Below are 26064 nucleotides of genomic sequence, written 5' to 3' on the forward strand. Positions count from 1 at the left end.
CGACTGGTTGGGGGATCAGGGTGTCTGGCACAGGAGGATTCGCGGCTGTCGGCGGCTCCGGTTGGATATCGCTGCCTCCGGGGAGGACGTCGCTGCCGAGGCCTCTGCGGGTGGTGCTGGTCCTCGTCCGGGCGCTGTTCGGGTTCACCGTGGCGGGAGGCATCAGCGGGTTGATGCTGGCGGCGTCGGTCGACGGCGTTGACGGCGAACTGCTCGGGCTCCTGCTGTACGCCGCCCTGCCCGGTGCTGCGGGTTTCACCCTGTCGATGCATGTCCGCACGGGCGATGTCTGGATCTGGCGCGGGCTCCTCGGCGTCCACGTGTGGTTCCTTCTCGGGGCGTGCGCGACGCTGAGCGGCGGGCAGACCGGTCGTGGTCTGACCCAGCTCGTGGTCCCGCTGGTCACCCTGGTCCTGTTGTGCCGTCGCAGTTCCCGTGACTGGTTCGATCTCCGGCCTGAACAGCGTGCCCCGCACCGGCCGTTCAGCATCGCCCGGATGATCACGTGGCGCCGTGACGGTGGGCAGACCGCGCTCGAGTACCTGGGCCTGATCCTGGTGGTCGTAGCCCTCATCGGCGGGCTGGTGGCCACCGGTATCGGCACCCAGCTGACCGGTGGGATCCGTAGCGCGCTCTGTGAGCTGACCGGTAGTTCGTGCCCAGCGCCCGCCCCCGGTGACGTGGTCGCGGGTGACGGTGACGAGGGCGAGGGCGGCGCAGACGACGGCGTGGACGGCGGCAGCACGGTCACCGGCGGGTCCACCACGACGGGCAGTGGGTCACAGACCGGAGGAAGCGGCACGGGCGGGTCCGACACAGGTGGGTCCGACACCGGTGGGTCCGACACAGGTGGGTCCGACACCGGGGGATCCAGCACCGGGGGATCCAGCACGGGCGGCTCGGACGCAGGAGGCTCGGACGCCGGAGGTACCGATACGGGTGGCGCCGCCTCAGGGGGCTCCACCACAGGCGGCACCACCGGGGGAGCCTCGGGGAGCGGCACAGAAGGCACGACCGGTGGTGACTCCGAAGGCACGAGCGGCGGCACCGGAGGCGGGACTGGCGGGACCACGGGCGGCGGCACCGAAGGCACGAGCAGTGGGACCACGGCCGGCGGCACCGGCGGGACCACAGGCGGCAGTACCGGCGGCACGGAGGCCGACCCGGCGAGCAGTGTGCAGGAGGAGACCGACGAGGAGAAGAACGACGCCGCCGACGACGAGCCCGGCTGGGAGGACGACGAGGCCGCCGGAGACGACGACAAGGAGGACGAGGAGGACTGCTTCTCCGGATTCGGGGCCTTCTTCTCCTGCGCCGGGGACAAGGTCAAGCAGGTCGGTCAGGGTCTCTTCGTCGACGGGATCTGGGGCGACGTCACCGGGATCTGGGACACGGTCACGGACCTCCCAGGCACCTGGGACGGCATCAAGGACTACGGCAGCTCGCTCGGTGACGCGTGGTCCGAGGGCACCAAGGACGCCGGCGAGAAGTGGAGCAAGGGCGACTACTGGGATGCCCTGACCGACTGGGGCGGCTCCTCCGTCGACACGGGACTGACCGTCCTCGACGACATGTTCATCGGTGACGAGGTCAAGGACCAGTGGAACAACGGTCAGAAGACCCGCGCCGGCACCACCGTCGTGTGGAACATCGGCTCCCTCTTCATCCCCGGCTACGGCGAGGCCAAGATCGCCCAGAAGCTGGGCAAGCTCGGGAAACTCGGCAAGCTGGGCAAGCTCGGCGAGGCGGCCCAGAAGGCGGGCAAGGCCGCCGAGCGGGCGCGCAAGGCCGTGGACAAGGGCGACGTCGACGGCGCGAAGAAGGCCGCGGACGAGGCCCAGGAGCATGCCGACGACGCGGCCGACGAACTGGCCGAGAAGGGCTGCCTGATCAGCTCGGGGCCGCTCGGCGGCGGCCCACGGCAGCCTTCGTACGCCGGAGGTGTGAACGCGGCAGCGGGTGTCCCGGTTGCGTACCGCGTCAACGGCGTCCCGGTGCTCTTCGCGGCGGAGAAGGACTGCGACGGGGTCAGCCAGGAGGAGATCGACGCCGCCGAGCAGGCGCAGAAGGACGCGGACGCGGCCAAGGCCGCCGCGAAGGAGGCCAGCCGCAAGCAGGTCGCGAAGTGGGCGAAACCCTCCTGGTACGGGGACCTGAAGAATCCCCGCAAGGGGTCGAAGGACCTCGGTGCCGGCCAGTGGAAGGCCAAGCAGTCCGTGGCCTACTGGCCCGGCATGGAACGCTGGATGCGCTACCAGGAACAGGTCTCCGGGGTGAAGCGGGGCAAGGAGTACGCGGTCAAGGACCCCAGCACCGGCCGTGACGTCGACTTCGACGGCTGGGACTCCGCCTCCCAGACGTTCAAGGAGGCTAAGTTCGGATACGGCAAGAAGGTGCGGCCCGACGGCACACTCGAGCCGGCCCAGGCGGCGAAGTTCGTCGAACAGGCGCAACGGCAGGTCCGTGCCGCCGGTGGCAAGCCGGTGGAATGGAACTTCTCCAATCCGAAGGTCGCCGAAGCGGCGCAGAAGGCGTTCGACGACGCCGACGTGGATGTGATCGTGAAGCACACTGCGGTGGAGAACTAGCGGCAGCGGACGTAGCGGCAACGGACGTAGCGGCAGCGGACGTACGAGGGCGGAGAGAGGCAGATGTCCGGCGAACTGGTGGTGAAGGTGTCCTGGGGGCCCCGGCCCGAGTCTTCCGAGGTGCTGGCGGCACGCTGGCTGGAGACGCTCGGCAGGCTGGCGGAGCTGTCCGCGCCGGCACCGGTCGACTGGCGGTGGGACACGGAGGGCGGGAAGGGAGATCCCGTCCCCTCCGACACCGACGAGTTCGCCGGCGTCGTCGAGGCCGGGGGGCCCGAGGAGGACGCCGACATTCTCGGCCGGCAGGCCGCCGTCGTCGGTACCTGGCCGGACGGAGGCTACGCGTACCTCAGGGCCAAGGGGGGCGGCAGCGACGCGTACACGCCGTTCACGGCCACCCTCCAGCTGTTCCCGGGGGCCGAAGCGCCCGCGGGAGCCGCTCCGCCGCTGGCCGGCCGGCTGCCCGAGGTCCTGATCGCCCTGGCCGAATCGTGGGAGGCCGACACCGGTCTGTCCTACGACCGCCCGCTGTTCAACGCCGTCCGGGCGGCCTTCGGCCTGCGCAACTCGCAGCCCCGCTGCGGCTGGGCGACCTATCTCTCCGCCAACCGCGCCGCACTGGTGCCCGGGGATCTGCCCGGATCCCGGCACCCGACGGCCGGCGGAGGGCTGGTCCTGGACTCCGGGCGTTCCACCGAGGCGGTCGAGGCCGCCCAGCGCGCGCTCGCGGAGGCGGGCGCGCTCGAACCCCTGCCCGTCGCCGCCCCCCGTCCCGCCTGGTGAGCGGGGCACCGGAACTCAGGACGAGGGTCCGCGACGACATCGCCGCGATCGAGACGCTGCGCACCGGCCCGTACGCGCCGCCTTGGGCGTGCTGCGCCGACCCCGGCCGCTCGGCCCACGGAGAGGACTTCGCGATCGTCGCGCTCCGGGTCGGCGAGGACTTCTACGACGCCGGAACAGGCGCCGGTGCCGCCACCACTGCCCATGCCGACCGGGACGCCGCGCACGAGGAGTTCGAGACCGAGCGCTGGGGAGTGGTACTCGCGCTGGACGCGCGCTGGGGGGCGCACCGCGTGCTTCCCACGGCTCCGTACGAGGAGTGCGAGGCGGCGGGCGCCGTCGTCCCACCGCTCTTCGCGGCGCTCATCGAACTCGGCTACTCCGGCGACCTGCAGCTCTGGGACGCATACGGCTGCGCGGTCGGGGTCGGCGTCGGGCAGATGGACAAGGAGGAGCCGGTCGTCCTCTTCGCCGTGGCCCTGGGACCGGCCTACGCCGCCGACTGACAGGGGCACGTGGACCGGCGGCGCCCACCGGCACGGCCGGAGGGGCGGCGCCCACCGGCACGGCCCCGCCCCTCAAAAGCCCGCCCCTCAGAGCCGGCCCCGCCCCTCAGAGCGCGCGCCCCTAGATCCAGCCCCCCCTCAGAGCCAGCCCAGCCCCTCAGAGCCAGCCCCGCTCCGCCGCGAACCCGGCGAGCAGCCCCAGCGAGAACAGCCCCAGCACCCCGGCGAACACCGCCGGCATCAGCAGCGGGCCCCACGCCCCCGGCCCGGCCACCGTGGCCAGCCGGTCCGGGGCCGCCGGGTCGTAGGAGACGCGTACCGGCGCCCCGACCCGGAAGCCGAACGGGCCGGGGGCGTGGTCGGTGAACTCCACCTCGCGGCCGTCCGGGGTGCGGAAGGCGAAGACGTACTCGGTGCGGTAACGGTTCTCCGTGTCCGGGCCGCGGTCCACCGCACGCCGGTCCGAGCAGCGGCCCTCGGCCCGCTCGCCGTGCCGCACCAGCCGCAGCACGCGCAGGAGCCGGAGGCCGGAGCGGACCGCGAACGCGCCGAGGAACAGGCCGAACAGCAGCAGGAAGGTGGCCGTGCCACCGGGCAGTACGTCCATGAACGAAGCTCCGCTACGGGTTACTTGACGGTGATGGACTCGACGAACGCATCGAGGTCCGCCGGACTCAGCGTGCCCTTCACCGCATTGATCCGGATGGCGAACGGTACGTCCTGCGAGTCGACCCCGGCCACCACGACCCCCGTCATCCGCGTCCCCTTCACGGGGGTCGACTCCTCGCCCGTCGAGGTGAACTCGTAGTCGATCCTGCGCGCTTCCCGGGCGCTCTCCTCGCCCGCGAGGCGCACGTCCCGGGTGTCCTCGCGGGTCGCTCCGAGGCCGATCCCGGCGCCCGCCGCCGCGGCGGCCTCGCCGGCGTCGTCGACGCCCGTGGCGAAGTCCAGCTGGACCGACACCATGCCGGTGCGCAGCCCCTTCTCCTCCTTCAGCGCCACCGCCGCGTTGGCCTTGCTCCGCTCGGCGGCCGGCTGGACGGCGTACCCGTCGTCCTGGGGGTAGCCGACGGAGACACTCTTCGTGTCGAGCGTGCCCCAGCCGTCCGGGACGGCTGCGGCGTCCGTGCCGCCGCAGCCGGTGAGCAGGGCCAGGCCGAGGGAGGCGGCAAGGGCGGTGCCGAGCGCCGTGGACTTCGTCAACGTGATCGCCTCTTCGTCGCGCGTGTTCACCGCGCGCAGTAGCTGTACGGGAGGTACGTGCGCTTGTCGCCCTGCGGAGCTCCGAGGAACTGGGCGTCCGTCAGTGTCTCCTTCTTGTGCTCGTCGGAGAGGGAGAACCCGAGGCTCATGCCCAGGGAGACCTCGAAGCCGAACTCCTGGGCGTCCGTCTCCCCGTGGTACTGCATCGTGCTGGACAGGCCGTCCTGGAACATCAGCTGCTCGAAGGGGTCGGTCCCGGCCGGCTTCTCCCGCAGGGACTGGTCGCCGAACATGTACTCGAAGGGAGCGGTGTTGTTGCCGGATCCGTCGAGCCACTCCTCGGCGAGGGAGCGCTTGGCCTCGGTGATCTTGTCGGTCTCCTTCCCGAAGACGATCGAGTTCGTCTGCACCTCGATGCCCGTGTCCCCGGAGGAGTCGGTCACGCTGCCCTTGCCGCCCCGCTTGTCCTTGTCCTTCTGGCCGTTGTCGCCCCCGGCCTCGCCCTTGTCCGACGTCGAGGTCTTCTCCACCGTCTTCGTCATGTCGATCCGGACGATCTTCCCGGTCTTCTGGTCGCGGGTGACGGTGATCGCCCCCGTGTGGGTGTCCTTGGCCCCGGCGGTGCCGCCCAGCGGGCCGGCGGTGCCGCTCACCTTGCCCTCGATCTCGAGCTTGGCGGTGTAGGTGTAGGACTCGTTGCCGTTGACGTCGTCCTTGGTGATCGTCACGTCCGGCGAGAACTTGGCCTTGCCGCCCAGCTTCGCGCTCAGCTCGGTCTCGTCGGCCGGCTTGAGGGAGAGACCGCCGTCGGCGTACACGTTGAGGCCGATGGTCGAGTAGGAGATCTTCTTGTCGCCGATCTTCTTCTCGATGTCCTCCTTCTTCTCCGCCCACTTCATGCCGGAGTACCAGCCGCCGCCGTAGCCGCCGCTGTGCTTCATCGAGGTCTCCCACATCTTCATTTCCTCGATGTCGTCCCGCATCTTCTGGGCGTCGGCCTCGCTCTTGAAGACCCAGGTGTCACCGTTGGTGATCTTGATGCCGCCGCCGATGTCGACGTCCGCCTTGCCCAGGCTCCCGAGCTTGGCTCCCGGCGTGCTGGCGTTGACCCCCGCCGAGGCGGCGTCGGTGAACGTCATGTAGACGAGCTTGTCGTTCTCGTCGACCTTCCCGTCCTCGTTCACGTCGGTGTTGGCCTGGGCGACCTTCTGCTGGAAGCCGTACTCCTCACCCCACTCGAACCAGCCGATCTTGACCTTGCCGCCCGCCGTGTCGGAGACGTTGGATATCTGGCAGAGCTTGGGTTCGTAGTCGGCGTCGGTCTTGGGCTGCGCGGTGCCGTCGCCCCCCGTCGCGCAGCCGCCGCCGTCCCCCGTGAGCGAGGAGATGGCGCAGCGGATCCGGTCGCCGATGCGGCCTCCGACCCCGGCCATGGCGAGCGCGCCGACCAGCGCGACGACCAGCAGGACGACACCTAGGTACTCCATGGCGGTGGCGCCCTGGTCCCGCCAGTCGTACGAGCGGGTGTACGTCGACGAGGGTGCCGCATCCGTGTCGCCGTCCTCCAGGAGCCGGTCCACGGCCAGTCCCACGGCGGCACCGGTGACCATCGCGACCGCGGGCATCAGCAGGCCCTCGGTGCCCACGACGTCCCAGGCCACGACATAGCCGTACGCGAGTCCGGCGACGGGGACGGCGAGCGTGCCGAGGAGGTGCAGGAGGCGCGATTCCCGGTGCCGGTCGGGCAGGGCGCGGGCGGCGGCCAGGACCGTCAGCACGGTCACCAGGACGGCCGGCAGGTGCAGCAGGGCCAGCCGCCAGCCGAACGAGTCGAGACGCTCGTCGGTGGCGAGCGTCTCGACGAGCGCCCGCGTCACCAGGAACCCGGCGACGACGTAGACGAGGGCCCCGGCCGCCCAGCCACGGGTCAGAGGGAAGAACCAGCCGCTCCCGCTCCCGTCACCCGCGGCGCCGGGCGGTACATGGCCCGGGATCCTGCCTCCCCAGTCGCTGCCACCGCTCACGGTTCACCCTCTCGCCGACACCTGCCCCGCTCTCCGTGGGAGGTGAGCGTACGGAGGGAACAGGCGCGTGACCTGGGCCCTCGGTCCCAAATGCGGGCCCAAGTCCCACATCACGACGCCTACTCGGCGGCAGGCGAGCCCCGGAGGCAGCCGCCTACTCGGTGGGCAGCGGCTTGGGCGGATAGCCGCGCAGCACGAGCGAGGTCGTCACGGGTCCGAAGCGGGCGAGGGAGTCCACGATCTGTTCGAGCCTGCCGGCATCAGCGCAGTGCACATCGAACAGCAGACAGTCCTCGCCGGTGACACGGAGCGTCGTGACGACCTCGGGAATCCGGGCTGCGAGCGCGAGCGCCGGCGTCAACCGGGCGTGGGTGGTGCGCAGTCGGACGACGGCGTGGATGTTCAGCCCCACCGTGGCCGGGTCGACCACCGCCCGGTACCCGGTGATGACGCCCTGCCGCTCCAGACGCTGGATACGCGCGCTCGCCGCCGGCTGGGACAGCCCGACCCGGCGCCCGACCTCGGCCCCGGAGAGCCGGCCCTCGGTCTGGAGGACGGCGAGGATGGAGTGGTCCGTCGCGTCGAGTGATTCCATCGTTGTTCTCCCCGTTTCCTTCGCGATCATCCGCCACGGCGAAGTGCCGCCACTGCCTCACCCGAGAATCTTCGGAGACCCGGCCGACGGAGAGGTCGGGGACGACGGAAAGAAGGGTGAGAGGCGATGGTCGCGTACGTCATCATCCCCGGGATCGGGGGCTCGGACGAACGGCACTGGCAGAGCGTGTGGGAGGCCGGATGGGGTGCGTCCGCCGCACGGATCGCGCCGGGTTCCTGGACGGCTCCGGACCTGGGGGACTGGGTCGCGTCCGTTGGGACGGCGTACGAGCGCGTGTCCCGGCAGCACGTCGACGGCGTCGTCCTGGTGGCGCACAGTCTCGGCTGCTGGGCCGCCGCGCAGTGGCTGGAGGAGGCGCGGCCGGAGGGCGTCGTGGCCTTCCTGGCCGCACCGCCCGATCCGCGGGGGCCGGACTTTCCGCGCGAGGCGGCGCCGACGTTCCGGGGCATGACCGCCCGTCCGCTGCCGTGCCCGAGCCTGCTCGTGTCGAGTGACGACGACCCCTACTGCGAATCCGCTGCGGCGGCCGGACTCGCCTCCGGCTGGCAGGTGCCCCGGACGTCCGTGGGCAGGCAGGGGCACATCAACTCCGACAGCGGCCACGGGGAGTGGGAGTCCGGGCGCGGGCTCCTCAGCGCTCTCGTCGGCAGCGTGACCGCGGTCTGAGGACGGCGGCCCGGCACTCGGTATGTGGGCGGCGGCCGGGCACTCGGTCCGAGGACCGCTGCCGGGCAGGTCGTCCGTGCGAGTGGCGGGTCGGTCCCTGGACCGCCGGAGGACCTCCGGGGTGGGTGCCCGGTTGGGTCCATGGGCCCAAGACCGTTGCGGAGGAGGGCCGTTACCGTCCCCGCATGACTGCTTGGTGGACCACATGAGCGAGGCCGCCCGGCCGGCGAACCCCGCGTCCAGGCGTACGGCCGGCACGTCCGGGAGTGGCGCCCCCGCCCCGGACACCCTCGTCGTCGTGTACGACCTCGTCGTCGGTGAGGACGAGGCCGCGCCCGGCTCGCCGGGAAGCGCCGGGCGGGATCCGCTCCGCGAGCCGGACGCGCTGAGGGAGGCGCAGTTGCTGGACTGGCGGGTGGACCAGCCGGCGTCCACGGCCGCCCTGCTCTTCGAGCTGCGCACCGCCCGGCAGCTCGACGAGGGCAACACCGCGCTCCTCGTGATGCGTGGCCTGCGTTCCTTCGACTGGACCGCGGGGGCGGCGCCCGAAGGCCCCACGGCGAGGACGGTCGTCTCCGGAGTGCCCGGGCATCTCGACGGCCTCTTCCGCGCCGAGTTCTCGTTCTTCCCCGATTCGAGGCTCGAGATGCTCGGGCAGAGATCGGAGTTCTACGTGCTGGAGGCCTAGGGCATCGGTGACGTCCCGCCCGACAGCGACGTCCTCCCCGACCGCGACGTCCCGCCCGGCAGCCCGGACGGGGAGGCACCGCACGTACGCGGGCTTCTGCCCTCGTGGGATTCCTTCTGCACCGTCCTTCGGACGTCCGTCTCGCCCTGAACGCGCTCCAGGAGCACCCGGGCGGGATGGGGTGATCCGGCCCGGGCCACTCCTGAGGCGTACGGCGTCCGCCGCTCAGCAGTAGCTGCGCGGCCACCCCGAACACCAGCCCCCAGAACGCCGAGCCGATCCCCAACAGGGTCACGAGCAGCCGGGGCAGGGGTCCGGATCACCGTGCGGGGGCTGCTCCGCACGTTCCTCCGCCGTCGGTACCGGGGAACCGGCCGTCATCCGCTGTCGCCCTTCTTCCCGCTCCGCACCGCCCGTACGGGCGTACGGGCAGTGCGGGCGTACGGCCGCTCGAAACCCTTGCACGGCGTGCCGTGCGCGCGCCGCGGGGCCCGGGACCCGGGACGGCACGGGTACGCGCGCTTTTGGGCGCGGGCGGCGCCAGGTTGGGCCCTCGGGCCCAAGACCGCCCGCACGCCCGGTGGTTAGCGTCGCGGGTATGACTGGTCCGGGGGAGATGCGTCGTCGTTTGCGTCGTTGGTCGCGGAAGAGGGTGCCGCGGACGGGAGTGCGCATGGCCGGACTGCGCCGGGGCCAGCGCGGTCAGGGCGCGATCGAGTACGTCGGTCTGGTCATGGTGGTCGTGGCGATCATCGGCGCACTGGTGGCGACGGGGATCGGTGCCGAGCTGACGGAGAAGATCGGCGCGCAGGTCTGCCGGATCGGCGGCGGCGGTGACTGCGGTGGCGGAGGTGGGAACCCCGAGGCCCAGGGGGCGCCGGGTGACGGTGAGCCGGTCACGGACGACGGATCGCCGAAGTCGCAGTCCCAGATCGACTACGACGCCGCGCTCAAGGAGCTCCAGGACGCCCAAGCGGCGGAGAAGACCAGCTCGGACAAGGCGCTCGAGGCGGCCAAGGAGCTGGCCAAGATCCTGGCGGAGGAGCTGGGGATCACCGACGCGCTGGACTGCATCACCAAGGGCGACATGGGCGCCTGCACGGAGACGCTGATCAATGTGCTGCTGAGCCTGGTCGGGGGCGCGGTCGGGAAACTCGCGGCGAAGTACGGGGCGCCGTGGAAGTGGAAGAAGGCCGCCAAGCTGATCCAGGCGCTGAAGAAGCACGGTGGTGACCTGTACGACGGGCTGAAGGGCCTGATCAAGAACCGCAAGAAGGTCAAGGACGCCGAGAAGAAGCTCGCGGACGCGCAGAAGAAGCTCGACGCCGAGAAGAAGGACCCGCCGAAGAAGGACCCGAAGGACGACAAGCCGCCGACGTGCCCGGCCGCCCACAGCTTCCTCCCGGGCACGCGGGTCCTGCTCGCGGACGGGCGGCGCATCGGGATCGAGAAGGTCGTGCCCGGGGCCATGGTGTCCGCGACGGACCCGGAGACGGGGCTGTCCGGTGCACGTGAGGTCGAGCGGCTGATCACGACGCACGAGGACAAGCACTTCACCCGGCTCGTGTTCCGTACGCCCGGAGGACCCGCGGTGGTCACGGCGACCGACACCCATCCGTTCTGGTCGGTGGACGCGCGGCGCTGGGTGGACGCCGGCGAGATCCGCCCGGGGGCCGGGCTCCGCACACCGGACGGCACCACGCTGACGGTCGCCGCGGTCGGTCGCTACACACAGCGGCAGACCACGCACGACCTCACCGTCGCCGGGATCCACACGTACTACGTGGTGGCGGGCGCGACCCCGGTGCTGGTCCACAACAACGACCCCGGCTGCGGTGTGACGGCCGAAGCACTCGAGGAGGCGTGGCCGACGTGGAACACGCCGGCCAACCTCGAGCACGTGATCGACCCGGCCAAGCACGGGTTCGGAGACCTCGTGGCCAAGGCCGGAGGCCGTGAGCAGGCCCTCCGCGCGATCATGAACAGCCTCAAGGGTGCCAAGGATCTGCCGGCTGCCGGGAGGTACGAGGTGAGCCGGGTGATCGAGGGGGAGACTGTGACGATCCGGGGTGCCATCGTCAACGGAGTCCCCAGGCTCGGTACGGCGTTCATCCCTGGAAAGTTCCCCGGCTAGTGCCACACCATCGCCCCGGAGGGGCGGCTACACGGAGGCTCCACTCGTGCCCGTTGCGATCACTCCCCGTCCCCTGAGCCAGGCCGAGAAAGCGGTGGCCGAGCTCGTGCTCGCCCACGACTTCCCGGGCGCGGCCGAACTGCGCGCCCAGGTGGACCACGTCCAGGTGGTGGCGAAGTGGGGCGAGCACTCGGCGAGCGTCGATCTCCGCGTGGGGGACGACGCTCCCCGGTCACCGGGGCTCTCCGGTGTCGTCCCCGTGGACGCGACGGTCGTGGACCCGACGGGTTCGCTGTTCGGGGAGATCCTGCTCTGGGCCACCGAGGGCTTTCTCTCGGCGATCGAGTACGCGTGGTACGGCGACGAGCCGCCCAGCACTCTTCCGGATGTCGCCATGATCACCACCGAAGTACGGGCGTGAGCCGGCCGGCGCCGGGCACCGGCACCCCCCACGGGCGGCGCCGCGGTGGACCGTGACGCGAGGACGTGACCGCCCATGGCGACGGTCTACACCTTCCTGACCGTGCACCGGCCCGCGCCCCGCACCATGGCGTCGGCGCTGGCCTGCGCTCTCGGTGCGGAGGCCCAGGACGTGGACGTGGCCGACGAGGACACGGGGCGGACGGACGACCGGAACCGGGACGCGCCGGTGCTCTGCACCCATCACCCCGTGGCCGGTGACCTGGCGCTCGCCTGGGACGTCTCCGCCTCGGACGCGGTGACGTCGCCGCCGTCCGAGGCCGAGGCGGCCTCGCGCCTCGCGGTCCTGCTCCGCACGACCGTCCTGTATCCCGCGTCCGGAGTGCGGCCCTCGGCCTACTGGGCGGCCGGGCCGGACGGTCGGGTGGCCAGGGCGCGTCTGCTGGAGGGCGAGGAGGTGCCGCCGGTGCTCGTCGTCGACGCCGTCGAGACCCCGATGGAGCAGCTGCCGACGGCCCGGGTCGAGGTGCTCGCCGAGCTCTCCGGCGAGGAGCGCGAGGAGCGCGAGGACGGGGAGCACGGGGAACACGAGGAGCACGGGGAGCACGAAGAGCACGAGGAGTACGGGGAGAGCCCGCCCACGGCTCTGCCACCTCGGCCGGCTGCCCTGGCCTCGGCGGTGGACGGTGACGCGGCTGACAAGGACGGCGCCTCCTGGGAGGACGGCCACGACCGGTGGGAGCTCTACCGGCGGGCCGCGGACCGGCCGCCCGCGCACGAGCTCCTGCTGGACGCCGTGCGGGCCGAGACCGATGAGCCCCTGGCGTCGGCCGTCGTGGTCCTGATGCTGGAGAGGCTGCCCGTCTCCGAGCACGGCCGCTGGACCGCCGCCCTGCGTCCGGACGTCCGCGGCTTCGCCGAACGCCGATCGGGGGAGCTGGCGGTCCTCGCCTCCCTGGACCGGGACGCCGCCGCCCACGACGCCGAGAGCGTGGAGGCGTGGTCGGACCGGCTGCAGCTCCGGGTGGCGCGGGGCGGCGCGACCCGGAGCCGCCGACTGCTGGACCTGCTGGCCGAGCACGGCCGCACGAAGAGGATCCGGCGTATCGCGGCAGCCTCCGCGGCGGACCTCCGGGCGGGCCGGGACGGCTGAAATGCCGAGTTGGGTCCCTGGGCCCAAGACGGCGGGCCGCCGCACGCCTAGCGTCTGCGCAGCAGGTGATCGACGCCCGTCCCGGCGCACCCCCACGGCGCCGGGCCGGGCCGCAACAGGAAGGTGACGGCGCGTGCCCACGGCTGAGCAGCTGGCCCTGACCGACGAGGAGTCCCGTCTCCTCCAGCAAGGGCTGATGGAATGGTGCGGTCCCGCCCGCTGCACCGAGGAGTTCGCCGTGGCCATGGGCTTCGACGGCATCCGTGACCTGAGCCTCCGCGGCATGTCGATCCGCGGCGCCCTCGCGCGGGAGGAGGCGCTGGACCCCATGGACTGGGCGCGGGCCCTGCTCGCGACCGAGCTGGCCTTCGCCAGCGAGGTCGTCGGCTCGGGGTACGAGTGGTCCACGACGACCGGCTGGTCCGACGACACCACCCTGCGCGTCCTGCGCTCGGCGCAGCTGAAGCTGATCCGTACGGTCGCCCCGCTGGTCGGCCGGGGGCTCGGCACCCGGCACACCCCCCACGCGGAGGTGCTGCGGGCGGGAGGAGCGCCTCCGCCCTCCCCGGCGTGGTGACCTTCGTGGCTCGGTGACCTCCCCCGGCTTGGTGACCTCACCGGCGGCGGGCCCATAATCGGCCGCATGCCCGATCAGCAGACGCGCTCCCGCCCGGTGGCGCCCGAACCCCGCAGTACCCGGGACCGTGCCGCCGCCCTGCTCACCGCCGCCGCTCCCGCCCTGGGCGCCTACGCGGCGGTCAGGGCCGTGGGGCTCCTGGTCCTCGGAGTGTGGGCGCCGGCCGCCGGGAAGGACGCCCTGCACCTGCTGGGCGGACGCTGGGACTCCGTCTGGTACCAGCGGATCGCCGAGGGCGGCTACGGCTACACCGTCACCCTCCCCGACGGCGGGGTCCACCCCGACCTGGCCTTCTTTCCGCTCCTGCCGGCCCTGGAGCGGGGCCTGGCCGCGGTGACGCCGTTCACCGTGCAGGGCGCCGGGATCGCCGTCGCCTGGCTGGCCGGGCTCCTCGCGGCCTGGGGGATCTTCGCCGTCGGAGCACAGCTGCACGGCAGGCGGGCCGGGGTGGTGCTGGCCGCCCTGTGGGGCGCGTACCCGACGGCCTTCGTGCAGTCGATGGCGTACACCGAGACCCTGTTCACCGCGCTCTCCGCCTGGTCCCTGTACGCCGTGCTCCGGGGCCGCTGGATCGCCGCGGGCGCGCTGTGCGTGCTCGCCGGGCTGACGCGGCCCTCGGCGGCCGCGCTCATCGCGGCGCTCGCGGTCACCGCTGCCGCCGTCCTCGTACGGGAGTGGAGGGCCGGCGGCCGGCGGGACCTGGTGCGCCGGAACTTGCGCATGCTGCTGGGGGTCTGCCTGGCACCGCTGGGGTGGCTGGCGTACGTGGTGTTCGTCGCCGTGCGGGAAGGCAGCCCGTTCGCGTACTTCGACGTCCAGGCGCAGTGGGGCAACAGCATCGACGGAGGCCGTGCGCTGGCCGCCTTCATCGCGGGGCTGCCGCTTCCCGCCGCACTCGGGCTCTGCGCCGCGCTGGGGCTCCTGGGGTGGCTGGTGGTCCTGTGCGTGCGGCAGCGGCAGCCGCTCCCCGTGCTGGTGTACGGCATCGCGGTCGTCGTCGTCTCCCTGATCGGCTCCGGTTACTTCGGCTCCCGGCCGCGCCTGATGATGCCCGCGTTCCCGCTGCTCCTGCCCCCGGCCGTCGCCCTCGCGGGGCTGCGCACGACGGCGCGTACGGGCGCGGTCGTCGCCGCCCTGGCCCTCGGATCCGCCGTCCACGGTGCGTGGACGCTGCTGGGGACCGGGCCGCCCTGAGTTGGGCCCACGGACCCACGCGCCGGGAGCACCCCGCTTGTTAGCGTGCTGACCCGGTGCACGGCGGTCAGGAGCGGTGAGCGATGAGGGTACGGATCACTGTCGTGGCGGCGGGCGCGCTCGCCCTCTGCCTGGCGGCCGCCGGCTGCGGGCCGGACGACGGCGAGGGCAGGGGGCCGGGCAGGAAGGCCACCGCCTCACCGACACCGGCCGCCGGCTCCGCGGACGGCCCGGACGCCGTCGACGCCGGGACTCCCGTCCCCACGACGGCCGGCAGCGGCAGGACCCTGACCGAGGCGCAGCTCGCCGGGGTGGTCCTGAGGACGGGCGAGGTGAAGGGCTACGAGATCGCTCCCCTGGAGGGGACCGACGAGCGCGGCACCGAGGAGTCCGAGGACGAGGCCTGCCGGCCGATCATCGCGATCGTCAACGGCTCGCCCGAACCCACGCCCGCCGCCACCGTCTTCCGTACGGCGATGGACACGACGGAGGAGGGCCAGGACGACCAGACCGTCGTCACCGAGATCCTCACGTCGCACCCGAAGGGCGGGGCCGAGGAACTGCTGCGCGCCGTCCGTGACGCGGTGCGGGCCTGCGCCGACGGCTTCCGTACGACGAGCGACGACGGCCCGTCCACCTACACCGAGGTCAAGGCGCTGCCCGCGGCGAAGGCCGGCCAGGAGTCCTTCGCCTACCAGGTCACGGGCAGCCTGGAGGGCACCGAGGTGCCGCTCGTCTTCCACCTCGTGCGGAGGGGATCGACGGTCGTCACCTTCTACGCGGCCAATTTCCTGACGGCGAGGGCCCCGGAGGTCCCGGCCGCGCTCGTCACGGCACAGGCGGCGAAACTTCCGTAGCCGGTACGGAGACCCGCACCCGCGTCCCGGGCCGCAGGCCCCACCGCTCCATCGCCCCGGCCTCCGCCTCCACCACGTGCCGGGCGCGGAGCCTGGGCAGCCCGAGCCGTCCCGGCTTCATCGTGCGTACCGCCAGGACGCCGAACTTCCGGTCCAAGTACGCCACATCGATGGTGAACCGCATCCGGAAGGTGTGCACGCTCCCGCACGGGGTGATCAGCAGGGCGCCGTCGACGCCGTCCACACCGAGCAGTCCGCGCGCCCGCGCCCGGTAGGAGGCCGCTATGCGCAGCGGCACCTCCCGCACCTCCGTGTCCGACCCGACCGTCAGTGTCCCGCTGCCGTTGCGCCATTTCCCCATGGGCACCGACCGTAGACCCCCCGGCCGCCGAGTGGGTCCGGAACGGCACGCAGTGGGTCCCAGGGCCCAAGACCCCGCCGTGCGGGCCGGATTAGGGTCGGATCCGTGGACGCCACCCTGCTTGCGGTCGCCGCGCTCTGGGGCGTGACCGCCGGACTGCTGCTCCCACGCGCCGCCTACCGCTTCTCCGTCGAGCCCGAGGAGCCCTGGCGGGACGCGTGCCCGGCCGGACACGCGCTCACGGGGCCGGCCGGGGGCTGGCTCGGCCCGACCCGCTGCGGCGCCTGCGCCGTGGCCGTCCCCACGCTCCCGGGAGGCGCGACACCGCAGGCCCCTCCGCCGCCCCGGCCCGGCCGTTACGCGCCCGCCGTCGTCGCCCCGGTGGTCACGGTGCTCGCCTGCGTCGCCCTGGCCGCGGCCACCGGCCTCCGGCCCGAGGCCGTCGTCTGGCTGCTGCTGGCCCCCGTCGCGGTGCTCCTCGCCGTCATCGACCGCCGTGTCCACCGGCTCCCCGACACGCTGACGCTGCCCCTGGCCGGCGCCGCCGCCGTGCTCCTGGGGGGCGCGGCCCTGCTGCCCGAGCACGGCGGATCCTGGACGTCCGCCCTCCTCGGCGGAGCGGCGCTCGGCGGCTTCTACTTCCTGCTCTTCCTGATCAACCCGAACGGCATGGGCTTCGGCGACGTGAAGCTCGCCCTCCCCCTCGGTGTGGCCCTCGGCTGGTACGGCTGGGCGGTGCTCTGCGCGGGGGGCTTCGCCGGGTTCCTCTTCGGCGCGCTCTACGGCGCCGGACTGATGCTGGCGCGACGCGCCGGACGCAGGACGGGCATCCCGTTCGGCCCGTTCATGATCGCGGGAGCGCTGGTCGGCCTGCTGTTCGGGGGCCTCGCTGCCTGACTCCCACCCGGCGCACGGACGTACGGAATATCCGGTCGCGCCGGTCCGCGGCGGGCTGTCACCCTTGGCCCATGACCGGATCTTCGGCGCCCTTCGTCCCCTCCGCTTCCGACGCGCGCTTCGAGGCCCTCGTCGCGGAGGCCGACGCCGCCTCCGTCGACGGCTGGGACTTCTCGTGGTTCGAGGGGCGGGCCACCGAGGAGCGTCCGTCCTGGGGGTACGCGCGCGCCATGGCGGACCGGCTGGCGCGGGCGCGTGCCGCGCTCGACATCCAGACCGGGGGAGGGGAGGTGCTCGCCTCCGCGCCGGTGCTGGCGCCGCTGACCGTGGCCACCGAGTCGTGGCCGCCGAACGTCGCCCGTGCCACCGCCCTGCTCCATCCGCGCGGCGCCGTCGTCGTCGCGGACTCCGACGAGCCGCCGCTGCCCTTCGCGGACGGTGCCTTCGACCTGGTGGTGAGCAGGCACCCGGTGACGACCTGGTGGGCCGAGATCGCCCGGGTCCTGGCCCCCGGGGGCACGTACTTCTCCCAGCAGGTCGGCAGGGAGAGCGTGTTCGAGCTCGTCGAGTACTTCCTCGGCCCGCGGTCCGCCGAGGAGCGCGGTGCCCGGGATCCGCAGGCTGCGCGGGAGGACGCCGAGGCGGCCGGGCTGGAGGTGAGGGACCTGCGCGCCGAGCGGCTCCGGATCGAGTTCCTCGACATCGGCGCCGTCGTCCACTTCCTGCGCAAGGTCATCTGGATGGTGCCCGGATTCACCGTGGGTGCCTACCTTCCCCAACTGCGTTCACTGCACCGCCGGATCGAGCGGGAGGGGCCGTTCGTCGCCCACAGCGCCCGCTTCCTGATCGAGGCGCGCAAGCCGGAGGAATCGCCAACGGGCCTGCGCTGAGGGCGCCTTCACACGCCGCCGACGCAACGGCATCACCTGCCCCTCCGTCCTACCCACGAGTGGTGCGACCCTGGTGGTTGAGCGCACAACGAAGGAGCAGGTCATGTCGGTGGGAAGGGAATTGCCGGGCGAGGAGATCAGCGCTCCCGCCGGCCGGCCGCGCCACGGGAGGGCCGACTGGCTCACGGGTGCGCGGATCGCCTCCGTCCAGGGCCTGTTCTACCGCCCCGAGGGCCTCGCGGGGGAGCCCGAAGCCGTCGAATTCGTTCTGGAGGACGGCCAGTCGGTGCTGCTCACCTGCGCCTCCGACCGGACGCTGAGCATCACCTCCGGTGCCTGGCCCGTCCTGCCCGACTGGTGCGTGCCCGCGGGGCAGTGGCAGTTCGAGCAGCTGAGCCGGCTTCCGCCACCCCCGTACGGCGGTGCCTGGACCGTCACCGGCACGCAGGAGCGGCGCGACGAGCACGGCGAGGTGCGCGAGGCGGTGTTCCGGTGCGAGAACGGCGACTTCGTGGTCCTCGGCGGCGACACGGTGGCGATCCGCTTCGTGCCGCACTGAGCCCCGCCGGGCCGTGCCCTACGCGTGCGCGCCCACCGTCACCTCTCCCACCGTCAGCTCCGGGGTCCCCTCCAGCACCTGCCCCAGGTGCTCCACCCGCGACTCCAGCGCCCGCATGAGACCGGCGTCCAGGGGGCTCAGCGGTTCCACGGTCACCGCGACGCGCCTCCCGGAGCGCCGCTGGTGCCAGACCCCGGCGACCGTGCCGTCCACCAGCAGCACCGGGAAGTTGCCCGCCTGGCCGCCGGCGAGCGCCCGTTCGCGGGCGGCGCCGGGGAAGAGCCGCTCGCGGGGCCGGGAGGCGATGGTGAAGGCGTCGAAGTAGGGAAGCAGGCGCACGCCGCGCGGACCCGCCGACGGGAAGCGGGTGTCGCCCGCCACCACCCAGGCGGCCCCGCAGCCCTCGAACACCACCTCCTCGATCGCGCCGGCCCGGGCCAGGTCCTCGAAGAGCCGCCCGGCCCAGCTGTGGGGCGCCGCCAGCCACTGGGCGAAGTGGACGGGAGTGGCGGGGCCGTAGGCCCGCAGGTAGCGCCGCACGAGCGCGGCGGTCGCCTCCGGACCGGGCATCGGGACGGTCCCCGGGTTGGTGTACGTCGCCTTCCGGCCCCGGTTCGGCGCGTAACAGAGCGCGCCCCGATGGCCGGCCAGGTGCAGCACCTGGCGCCACCGCGGCCACATCCCCTGGAACGCGGGCATCACCAGGTCGCCCGCCCAGGTGCCGGTGCGGCCGATCACCTCGTCGGAGAGCTCGTCGATCGTGAGCTCGGCGCCGGTCAGGGCGTCGGCCACCGCGGCCACCACCGCCTCGACCTGCTCCGGTGTCATCCGGGCGTCCTTGGTGAACGGGCTGCCGCCCGCCGGCACGGCCGACAGGGCCCCGGTCCACATCGGCAGGTCCTCGGCGGGCAGCAGGTGCACGGTGCCGCGCGGCCCGAACGTCTTCACGACCGTCCGGTCGGTCCACAGCGCCGTACGCACGTTCGTCCGTGTCACCCCCGGCGCACGCAGTCCGGTCGAGAGCTCGGCGGCGGACAGCACCTGCGCATGGGCCCCCAGCATCGCGGCGACGGCACCGGGGACACCGGAGGCGGCGTGGGCGGCCGAGGAGGGGCCGTCGGAGAGGGACTGCCGGTCGAGGCGCCGGGCGTTCGCCCGGGCCCAGGTCACGGTCGCGCCGCGGGCTCGTGTCGTCATGGGCCGAATGTAGGACGTCTACAGGACAGGAACGGTCCTGATGGCGTCCGGCTCAGGCGCCTACGGAGGGTCCCGCAGCGCAGTTCGCCGAATTCGGAGAGTGATTATTTCGTGGCGTGGCACCCAGCATCACTTACGAAGGGTTATGGTGGAAACCCCCCCTCGGGCCGGTCCGTAACCCCCCCCACGGACCGGCCCGTTTTTTGTGCCCGGAGTGTGCTCCGGATGTGCGGGCCGCGTGCGGGGCCGGTGTCGACCCCCGGCGGCGTACGGAGATCCACCCCCCGGCGCACGGAGATCCACCCCGCGGCGGCCGTGTGCCTCAGCCCCGGTTGGCCCAGATGTTGGTGCTCGCGGTGTCCACGGCGAAGGTGTCGATGTCCTTCAGCTCGGCGGCGGTCAGCGCCGGTGCGGCGAGCGCGGCCACGTTCTCCTCCAGCTGCCGCACACTCGACGCGCCGATCAGGGCCGAGGTCATGCGGCTGTCCCGCAGGACCCAGTTGAGCGCCAGCTGGGCGAGCGACTGGCCGCGCCCCTGTGCGATGTCGTTCAGCCCGCGCAGCCGGCGCACCATCTCCTCGGACAGCAGGCCGGGGTCGAGGGACTTGCCCTGGCTGGCGCGCGAACCCTCCGGGATGCCTGCCAGGTACTTGCCGGTGAGCAGCCCCTGGGCGAGCGGCGCGAAGGAGATGCAGCCCATGCCGGCCGCCTCCAGGGTGTCGAGCAGTCCGTCGGACTCCACCCATCGGTTGACCATCGAGTAGGACGGCTGGTGGATCAGGGCCGGCACACCCATCTCCCGCAGGATCCGGGCCGCCTCCGCGGTCTGCGCCGCGGTGTAGGAGGACACGCCGGCGTACAGGGCCTTGCCCTGGCTCACGGCGGAGGCGAGCGCCCCCATCGTCTCCTCCAGCGGGGTGGCCGGGTCGAAGCGGTGCGAGTAGAAGATGTCGACGTGGTCGAGCCCCATGCGCTTCAGCGACGCGTCGAGCGAGGAGAGCAGGTACTTGCGGGACCCCCACTCGCCGTACGGGCCGGGGTGCATCAGATAGCCGGCCTTGGTGGAGATGACGAGCTCGTCCCGGTACGGGGCGAAGTCCTGGCGGAAGAGCTTGCCGAAGTTCAGCTCGGCGGAGCCGGGAGGCGGGCCGTAGTTGTTGGCCAGGTCGAAGTGGGTCACACCCAGATCGAAGGCGCGGCGCAGGATCGCCCGCTGGGATCCCAGGGCGCGGTCGTCGCCGAAGTTGTGCCAGAGGCCGAGCGAGACGGCGGGGAGCTTGAGCCCGCTGCGGCCCGTGCGGCGGTACTCCATGGAGTCGTAGCGTGCGGTATCGGCGCGGTAGGAGAGGGAATCAGTCACGTTTCACTCCTTATCACGGAGTTGTGACAGGCCGGGTTGGGCCCCCGTGACCCGTCCGCAGTAATGTGGCCGCTTCGGGACATGCCGATCCGCGGCGCGAGAGCGCGGACCGCACGGCGTCCCCCGGGGGGCGGCCCCGGACCCCCGGCGAGGGGGAGGGCGGGCCCCGGGCCCGCACGGAACCGAGAGGGTGAACTCAGTGAACTTGCGCGACCTGGTGTACGGGCTCTACGCACGCCGGGTGGGAGGCCGCCTGGACCACGACCAGGTGCCCAAGCACATCGGAGTCATCCTCGACGGGAACCGGCGGTGGGCGAAGGCGTCCGGCGGCTCGGCCGTGCAGGGGCATCAGGCCGGCGCGGACAAGATCTCCGAGCTGCTCGGCTGGTGCAGCGAGACCGATGTCGAGGTCGTCACCCTCTGGCTGCTGTCCACGGACAACTTCGACCGGCCCGAGGCGGAGCTCATCCCGCTGCTCGGCATCATCGAGAACACCGTGCGCCAGCTGGCGTCCGACGGGCGGTGGCGCGTCCACCACGTCGGCACGCTCGACCTGCTGCCCGCGCGGACCCAGACCGTCCTCAAGGAGGCGGAGGAGGCCACGGCGGGGGTCGACGGGATAATCGTCAACGTCGCCGTCGGCTACGGCGGACGCCAGGAGATCGCGGACGCCGTGCGGTCCCTGCTGCTGGAGCACTCCTCCAAGGGCACCACCTTCGAGGAGCTCGCCGAGGTCGTCTCCACGGACCTCATCTCCGAGCACCTCTACACCCGCGGACAGCCCGACCCGGACCTGGTGATCCGTACCAGCGGGGAGCAGCGGCTGTCGGGCTTCATGCTCTGGCAGAGCGCCCATTCGGAGTACTACTTCTGCGAGGTCTTCTGGCCGGCCTTCCGCAAGGTCGACTTCCTGCGCGCCCTGCGTGACTACGCGGCGCGCCACCGGCGCTACGGGGCCTGACGGCACGGGGTCACGGGGGGCCGGGAGCCCGGCGGGACACACCTTCTCGCAGGCCGCGGCATGGCTTCGCGTGTTCGAGGGAATACAGCTCTCAGGTCGATGTCCGGTCAGCAACCAGGCGGACGTCGCAGCCAAGTGAGCGGCACCCAGCCCGCTCGCCCGGGAGGCCCTTTGCACACGAAGGACCGCACACCGTGCGGCCGACGCGGAGGGCCGGCGTTCGGCCCGCGCACGGGGTCCGAACCCGGTCCGTCCTCTCCCTTCGGGAAGTTCCGCGACGCCCGTCGCACTCCCCGACCTCGTCCGAGGGGGTACGTCCTTCCGTGGTGACCAGCACTAAGCGCCGCATGCCCGACAGGCGCACCTATGTTCTCGACACCAGCGTCCTGCTGGCCGACCCCAACGCCATGGCCCGCTTCGACGAGCACGAAGTCGTGCTGCCGATCGTCGTGGTCACGGAGCTGGAGGCCAAAAGGCACCACCCCGAGCTGGGATACTTCGCGAGGCAGGCCCTGCGCCTGCTGGACGACTTCCGTGTCCGGTACGGCCGGCTGGACGCCCCGATCCCGCTCGGGGATCTGGGCGGGTCACTCCGTGTCGAGCTCAACCATTCCGACCCCGGCGTCCTGCCCGCCGGCTACCGGTTGGGGGACAACGACTCACGGATCCTCGCGGTCGCGCGCAACCTGCAGGCGGAGGGGTACGACGTCACCGTCGTCTCCAAGGACCTGCCGCTCCGGATCAAGGCGTCCTCGGTCGGCCTCCTCGCCGAGGAGTACCGCGCCGAACTCGCGATCACCGACTCCGGCTGGACCGGGATGTCGGAGCTCTCCCTCGCGGCCGAGCAGGTCGACCTGCTCTTCAGCGAGGAGAGCCTCTACATCCCGGAGGCCGCCGACTACCCGGTGCACACCGGCCTGGTCCTCCAATCCGAGCGCGGGAAGGCGCTGGGCAGGGTCACGGCCGAGGGCAACGTCCGTCTCGTGCGCGGCGACCGGGAGGCGTTCGGGATCCACGGCCGCAGTGCCGAGCAGCGGATCGCGCTCGACCTGCTCCTCGATCCGGACATCGGCATCGTGTCGATGGGCGGCAGGGCGGGCACCGGCAAGTCCGCCCTGGCGCTCTGCGCGGGGCTGGACGCCGTGCTGGAACGCAGGCAGCACAAGAAGGTGATGGTCTTCCGGCCGCTGTACGCGGTCGGCGGCCAGGAGCTCGGCTATCTCCCCGGCAGCGAGTCCGAGAAGATGAGCCCCTGGGCACAGGCCGTCTTCGACACGCTGTCGGCGGTCGCGGGGCGCGAGGTCATCGAAGAGGTGCTGGGGCGCGGGATGCTGGAGATCCTGCCGCTCACCCACATCCGCGGCCGGTCGCTCCACGACGCGTTCGTCATCGTGGACGAGGCCCAGTCGCTCGAGCGGAACGTCCTGCTGACCGTGTTGTCCCGGATCGGGGCGAATTCGCGGGTGGTGCTCACCCACGACGTGGCGCAGCGGGACAACCTCAGGGTCGGCCGGTACGACGGAGTCGTCGCCGTGGTCGAGAAACTGAAGGGGCATCCGCTCTTCGCGCACGTCACGCTCACCCGCTCGGAGCGTTCGCCGATCGCCGCGCTGGTGACCGAAATGCTGGAGGACGGCCACATCTGACCTGGTACACCCCATAGATGCCGCCCGGCGAGCCAAGGAGCTTAGCCGGGCGGCATTGTGCTGCGCCGTCATTTCCGAAAAAGTTGTGCGCCAAACGAGGTGTGAGCTTTCACACGCAACACAGAATTGCAACGCACCGTGTCCTTCCGGCAGAGTCTTGCTTCCGTCAGGCCCCGCATACGGCACTTGGGCACCTCCAGAGGCGCCTCGCATCACACAACTCAACAGACGCCGTCCGTATGCCGCCCGCGAGTACCACGCGGCACTTCCGCAAGGGAGTGCCCACCGGGCCCGTGCCTCCCGTGACCCAAGCAGTAGGGAGGCCAGTGTCAAGGGCACGATTGCGCTCGCGAGGTCACCTAAGCGGGCGATGCTGGAAGGACACCGTGTGAGCCGGATCTCGGTCCGGGGGTTCGCCGTGGCATCTGCCACCGCGGTCACCACCGTAGGCGCCGTCGTAGGCGTTGCGTCGGGCAGCACTCCCGCTGTCGACGACAACAACTTCGAGGCGGCCGCAGCCGACACCACGCTGCTCGCAGACATCCCCGCGGGCCAGCAGGCCCAGGTGCAGACCGCTTCGCTGACGCAGCAGGCCGACGCCCAGGCGTCCGCGGCCGACGCGGCGGCCAAGAAGTCCGCCGAGGAGACGGCCCGCATCCAGGCCGCCAAGGACGCCAAGTCGAAGAAGCAGGCGGCCGAGGACAAGCTGGAGGCGGAGCGCGAGGCCAAGGAGAAGAAGGAGGCCGAGCGCGCGAGCCGGTCGTCCGTCCGTGACGCCACCTCGTTCTCGGCGCAGGGCTCCTACAGCGTGGCCGAGGTCCAGGCCATTGCGCGTCAGATGATGCCGGCCGATCAGTTCCAGTGCTTCAGCAACATCGTGGACCGCGAGTCGGGCTGGAACTACCAGGCGTCCAACCCGTCCTCCGGGGCCTACGGCATCATGCAGGCGCTGCCGGGCTCCAAGATGGCGTCGGCGGGCGCGGACTGGCAGACCAACCCGGCCACGCAGATCAAGTGGGGCCTGAGCTACATGAACAGCGACCGCTACGGCAGCCCCTGTGCGGCCTGGTCGTTCTGGCAGGCCAACCACTGGTACTAGGAGCCCCGCGAGGTTCCACGCCCAACTCCGCGATGCCCCGCACCGTCCTACGGTGCGGGGCATCGCGCGTGTACGGTCGATCCGGACAGCTCCGGGGGCGTGTGTGGGGCGGACGGGGGAAAAGGGAAAACCATGTCGAAACTTCCGGGTTGGCTCGGCCGGCTGGGCGCAGAACTCACCGAGATCGGGGCGCGCCTGGAAGAACGCCGCGCCGAGGACGAGCGCCGTGCCGACGCCGACGTCACCAGCGGGTCCTCCTCCACGCTCTCCACCGTCGCCGCCGAGCAGGTGCCGCGGCCGCCCACGTACGCCCCCTCCGTCGCCGCCAAGCCCGAACCCGTGGCGGCGATCCCCTGGGGGATGCGCGTCGCGGCGGAGGCGGGCTGGCGGCTGCTGGTGCTGGCCGGCACGCTCTGGGTGCTGATGCGGATCATCAGCGCCGTGCAGCTGGTCGTCCTCGCGTTCGTCGCCGCGCTGCTGGTGACCGCGATGCTCCAGCCGACCGTCGTGCGGCTGAGACGGGTCGGGCTCCCGCGCGGGCTGGCGACCGCGGTGACCGCGGTGCTCGGCTTCGTCGTCATGGGCCTGGTCGGCTGGTTCGTCGTCTGGCAGGTGATGGACAACCTGGACACGCTGTCCGACCGGGTGCGGGACGGGATCGACGAGCTCAAGCGCTGGCTCCTGGACAGCCCCTTCCACGTCACCGAGTCACAGATCAACGACATCGCGAAGAACCTCAGCGACACGATCGGCACCAACACCGAGGAGATCACCTCCGCCGGGCTCCAGGGCGTCACCGTGATGGTGGAGTTCCTCACCGGGCTGCTGCTGGCGATGTTCTCGACGCTGTTCCTGCTCTACGACGGGAAGCGCATCTGGCAGTGGGTGCTCAAGCTGGTGCCCTCGCAGGCCCGGCCGGGTGTCGCGGGCGCCGGACCGCGCGCCTGGCGCACCCTCACCGCCTATGTCCGGGGCACGGTGATCGTGGCCCTGATCGACGCGATCTTCATCGGGCTCGGGATCTACTTCCTCGACGTGCCCATGGCGGTCCCGCTCGCCGTCTTCATCTTCCTCTTCGCCTTCATCCCCCTGGTCGGCGCCGTGGTCTCGGGTGCCCTCGCGGTGGTCGTCGCGCTCGTCACCCAGGGCGTGTTCACGGCTCTGATGGTGCTGATCGTGGTGCTCGCGGTGCAGCAGATCGAGGGCCACATCCTGCAGCCGTTCATCCTCGGCCGGGCCGTACGCGTCCACCCGCTGGCCGTGGTGCTCTCGGTCGCGGCCGGCGGTATGGTCGCCGGCATCGGCGGTGCGGTGGTCGCCGTGCCCCTGGTCGCCGTGACCAACACGGTGGTCGGCTATCTGCGCTCGTACGGGCAGGGACAGGCCGTGCCCGACGGGCCGGGGCCCCACGGGGCCACGGCGATCTCCTTCGCCCCGACGCCACCGCCCGTCACCCGGTCCCACGCCGACGACGACGCCGCCGGCCCCGCGGACGAGGACGGCCGCTCCGACGGGACCGACACGCCGGACGACCAGAAGCAGTAGTTCCCCCCGCTCCCTGACACCGGGGCGGACATGAAGAAAGGCCCCGAGGACGGTCGGTCGTCCTCGGGGCCCTTCTCGTA

25 protein-coding genes are annotated in these 26064 nt (G+C 72.1%); 18 read left to right on the top strand and 7 right to left on the bottom strand.

The annotated features are described in order from the left end of the window. Nucleotides 1-20: 20 nt before the first annotated feature. The 3 genes from OG488_RS24095 (at nucleotide 21) to OG488_RS24105 (ending at nucleotide 3877) form a co-directional block, all read left to right on the top strand. A complete protein-coding gene (locus OG488_RS24095) occupies nucleotides 21-2588 on the top strand; it encodes a Tox-REase-5 domain-containing protein (RefSeq protein WP_329232345.1) in 2568 nt (855 codons plus the stop codon). Between the two features lie 63 nt (nucleotides 2589-2651). Then, nucleotides 2652-3371 (top strand): hypothetical protein, encoded by a 720-nt coding sequence (locus OG488_RS24100; protein ID WP_329232347.1) that lies wholly within the window; start codon nucleotides 2652-2654, stop codon nucleotides 3369-3371. Then, a complete protein-coding gene (locus OG488_RS24105; protein WP_329232349.1) occupies nucleotides 3368-3877 on the top strand; it encodes a hypothetical protein in 510 nt (169 codons plus the stop codon). The genes OG488_RS24100 and OG488_RS24105 overlap by 4 nt, the downstream gene beginning before the upstream one ends. Before the next feature lie 157 nt (nucleotides 3878-4034). On the opposite strand, the gene OG488_RS24110 is transcribed toward OG488_RS24105, so the two are convergent. The 4 genes from OG488_RS24110 to OG488_RS24125 form a co-directional block, all read right to left on the bottom strand. Next, on the bottom strand, nucleotides 4035-4484 hold the full coding sequence (locus OG488_RS24110) for a DUF3592 domain-containing protein (RefSeq protein WP_329232351.1): 450 nt from the start codon (nucleotides 4482-4484) through the stop codon (nucleotides 4035-4037). Between the two features lie 20 nt (nucleotides 4485-4504). After that, nucleotides 4505-5110, bottom strand: coding sequence for a hypothetical protein (locus OG488_RS24115; protein WP_443074242.1), 606 nt, complete (start codon nucleotides 5108-5110; stop codon nucleotides 4505-4507). Then, nucleotides 5107-7104 (bottom strand): hypothetical protein, encoded by a 1998-nt coding sequence (locus tag OG488_RS24120; protein ID WP_329232353.1) that lies wholly within the window; start codon nucleotides 7102-7104, stop codon nucleotides 5107-5109. Before OG488_RS24120 ends, OG488_RS24115 begins: the two co-directional genes overlap by 4 nt. Before the next feature lie 154 nt (nucleotides 7105-7258). Continuing rightward, on the bottom strand, nucleotides 7259-7699 hold the full coding sequence (locus OG488_RS24125; protein WP_329232355.1) for an Lrp/AsnC family transcriptional regulator: 441 nt from the start codon (nucleotides 7697-7699) through the stop codon (nucleotides 7259-7261). A 126-nt stretch (nucleotides 7700-7825) separates the two neighbouring features. On the opposite strand from OG488_RS24125, the gene OG488_RS24130 reads away from it, so the two are divergent. The 8 genes from OG488_RS24130 to OG488_RS24165 all read left to right on the top strand — a co-directional run bounded on the left by OG488_RS24130 (nucleotide 7826) and on the right by OG488_RS24165 (nucleotide 15469). Continuing rightward, complete coding sequence (locus OG488_RS24130; RefSeq protein ID WP_329232357.1) at nucleotides 7826-8386, top strand: RBBP9/YdeN family alpha/beta hydrolase; 561 nt, start codon at nucleotides 7826-7828, stop codon at nucleotides 8384-8386. Between the two features lie 205 nt (nucleotides 8387-8591). After that, nucleotides 8592-9074: a hypothetical protein gene (locus OG488_RS24135; RefSeq protein WP_329232359.1), complete on the top strand. Its 483-nt coding sequence runs from the start codon at nucleotides 8592-8594 to the stop codon at nucleotides 9072-9074. A gap of 673 nt (nucleotides 9075-9747) precedes the next feature. After that, nucleotides 9748-11208 carry a Hint domain-containing protein gene (locus OG488_RS24140; RefSeq protein WP_329232362.1) on the top strand — a complete coding sequence of 487 codons (1461 nt, stop codon included), beginning with the start codon at nucleotides 9748-9750 and terminating at the stop codon, nucleotides 11206-11208. 46 nt (nucleotides 11209-11254) lie between these two features. Continuing rightward, entirely contained in the window at nucleotides 11255-11629 is a 375-nt protein-coding gene (locus OG488_RS24145) for a hypothetical protein (protein ID WP_329232364.1), read from the top strand. Nucleotides 11630-11704: 75 nt separating this feature from the next. Then, nucleotides 11705-12781 carry a hypothetical protein gene (locus OG488_RS24150; protein ID WP_329232365.1) on the top strand — a complete coding sequence of 359 codons (1077 nt, stop codon included), beginning with the start codon at nucleotides 11705-11707 and terminating at the stop codon, nucleotides 12779-12781. A gap of 133 nt (nucleotides 12782-12914) precedes the next feature. Further along, nucleotides 12915-13358: a hypothetical protein gene (locus OG488_RS24155; RefSeq protein ID WP_329232367.1), complete on the top strand. Its 444-nt coding sequence runs from the start codon at nucleotides 12915-12917 to the stop codon at nucleotides 13356-13358. A 66-nt stretch (nucleotides 13359-13424) separates the two neighbouring features. Then, nucleotides 13425-14612 (top strand): hypothetical protein, encoded by a 1188-nt coding sequence (locus OG488_RS24160; RefSeq protein ID WP_329232368.1) that lies wholly within the window; start codon nucleotides 13425-13427, stop codon nucleotides 14610-14612. A gap of 83 nt (nucleotides 14613-14695) precedes the next feature. Further along, nucleotides 14696-15469: a hypothetical protein gene (locus OG488_RS24165; protein WP_329232371.1), complete on the top strand. Its 774-nt coding sequence runs from the start codon at nucleotides 14696-14698 to the stop codon at nucleotides 15467-15469. Here the strand turns inward: OG488_RS24165 and OG488_RS24170 are convergent. Further along, the gene (locus tag OG488_RS24170) at nucleotides 15441-15830 is read right to left on the bottom strand and encodes a DUF192 domain-containing protein (protein ID WP_329232373.1); all 390 of its coding nucleotides are present in this window, start codon (nucleotides 15828-15830) and stop codon (nucleotides 15441-15443) included. The two genes, OG488_RS24165 and OG488_RS24170, sit on opposite strands and share 29 nt — an antisense overlap. A 105-nt stretch (nucleotides 15831-15935) precedes the next feature. On the opposite strand from OG488_RS24170, the gene OG488_RS24175 reads away from it, so the two are divergent. The 3 genes from OG488_RS24175 (at nucleotide 15936) to OG488_RS24185 (ending at nucleotide 18176) form a co-directional block, all read left to right on the top strand. Next, nucleotides 15936-16727 carry an A24 family peptidase gene (locus OG488_RS24175; RefSeq protein WP_329232374.1) on the top strand — a complete coding sequence of 264 codons (792 nt, stop codon included), beginning with the start codon at nucleotides 15936-15938 and terminating at the stop codon, nucleotides 16725-16727. A gap of 71 nt (nucleotides 16728-16798) precedes the next feature. Next, the gene (locus OG488_RS24180) at nucleotides 16799-17617 is read left to right on the top strand and encodes a class I SAM-dependent methyltransferase (RefSeq protein WP_329232376.1); all 819 of its coding nucleotides are present in this window, start codon (nucleotides 16799-16801) and stop codon (nucleotides 17615-17617) included. A gap of 103 nt (nucleotides 17618-17720) precedes the next feature. Further along, nucleotides 17721-18176: a hypothetical protein gene (locus OG488_RS24185; RefSeq protein WP_329232377.1), complete on the top strand. Its 456-nt coding sequence runs from the start codon at nucleotides 17721-17723 to the stop codon at nucleotides 18174-18176. A gap of 18 nt (nucleotides 18177-18194) precedes the next feature. On the opposite strand, the gene OG488_RS24190 is transcribed toward OG488_RS24185, so the two are convergent. Together OG488_RS24190 and mgrA are read right to left on the bottom strand one after the other, a co-directional pair. After that, the gene (locus OG488_RS24190) at nucleotides 18195-19373 is read right to left on the bottom strand and encodes a winged helix DNA-binding domain-containing protein (protein WP_329232379.1); all 1179 of its coding nucleotides are present in this window, start codon (nucleotides 19371-19373) and stop codon (nucleotides 18195-18197) included. A gap of 322 nt (nucleotides 19374-19695) precedes the next feature. Beyond that, nucleotides 19696-20733 carry an L-glyceraldehyde 3-phosphate reductase gene (gene mgrA / locus OG488_RS24195; protein WP_329232381.1) on the bottom strand — a complete coding sequence of 346 codons (1038 nt, stop codon included), beginning with the start codon at nucleotides 20731-20733 and terminating at the stop codon, nucleotides 19696-19698. A 199-nt stretch (nucleotides 20734-20932) separates the two neighbouring features. On the opposite strand from mgrA, the gene OG488_RS24200 reads away from it, so the two are divergent. From OG488_RS24200 to OG488_RS24215, 4 genes are all read left to right on the top strand, one after another. Further along, complete coding sequence (locus OG488_RS24200) at nucleotides 20933-21694, top strand: isoprenyl transferase (protein WP_329238967.1); 762 nt, start codon at nucleotides 20933-20935, stop codon at nucleotides 21692-21694. 323 nt (nucleotides 21695-22017) lie between these two features. Next, the gene (locus OG488_RS24205; RefSeq protein ID WP_329232383.1) at nucleotides 22018-23340 is read left to right on the top strand and encodes a PhoH family protein; all 1323 of its coding nucleotides are present in this window, start codon (nucleotides 22018-22020) and stop codon (nucleotides 23338-23340) included. Nucleotides 23341-23728: 388 nt separating this feature from the next. Continuing rightward, nucleotides 23729-24439, top strand: a complete 711-nt coding sequence (locus OG488_RS24210) for a lytic transglycosylase domain-containing protein (RefSeq protein WP_329232384.1) — start codon at nucleotides 23729-23731, stop codon at nucleotides 24437-24439. Nucleotides 24440-24571: 132 nt separating this feature from the next. Then, nucleotides 24572-25984: an AI-2E family transporter gene (locus OG488_RS24215; RefSeq protein WP_329232386.1), complete on the top strand. Its 1413-nt coding sequence runs from the start codon at nucleotides 24572-24574 to the stop codon at nucleotides 25982-25984. Nucleotides 25985-26064: the final 80 nt, after the last annotated feature.

The sequence above is a fragment of the Streptomyces sp. NBC_01460 genome (assembly GCF_036227405.1).
In the GTDB taxonomy this organism is placed as follows: Bacteria; Actinomycetota; Actinomycetes; order Streptomycetales; family Streptomycetaceae; genus Streptomyces.